General features: G+C 42.4%; 1 protein-coding gene. It reads right to left on the reverse strand.

All coding sequences use genetic code 11. The annotated features are described in order from the left end of the window. On the reverse strand, window positions 1–519 hold a 519-nt coding region (locus tag G6042_RS00690), incomplete at both ends, for a hypothetical protein (protein ID WP_211161599.1).

A 519-nucleotide genomic window follows, 5' to 3' on the forward strand; every position in this document is an offset into this window, starting at 1 on the left:
CATTGGTATAAGCCGTTACATTGGTGATGTTGCCTGTTCCTAATTGGGCTTGGGTGAAATCTGTATAGAATGTTACCGTATGTGTTGCCGCATTAATGCTGCCTAAAATCTCCGCTATTTTACTCGTTAAATTGAAACTCTCATAACCTACTGCGCCTGTGTAATCACATAAATGGTAATCTGTTGGCTCGGTCGCTTCTGGCGTTGGGTTGACGATTAATTCTAGTTCGACATAATTCGAACAGCCTGTTGTGGTAAAGAATACTTTTACGTAAATCGTTTGTTGGTTCGGAGTGATATTTGCATATGGACTACTCAACGGATTAGAACCTAACAAGGCATCTGTTTCGGTTTCGTGGTAGGTTACCGTTACGTCTGGTGGCAGTGTTCCACCCGCAATTTGATTGGTTGCTAAGGTTAAATCGAATACTTCAAAGCCATCATTGTTTGGATCGCATCGTTCTAATGGCGTTGGTGTTACTGCCGTTGGTCCTTGAGTTACGCGTAATAATTGTGTCG

It is taken from the genome of Flavobacterium solisilvae (genome assembly GCF_012911605.1).
In the GTDB taxonomy this organism is placed as follows: Bacteria; Bacteroidota; Bacteroidia; order Flavobacteriales; family Flavobacteriaceae; genus Flavobacterium; species Flavobacterium solisilvae.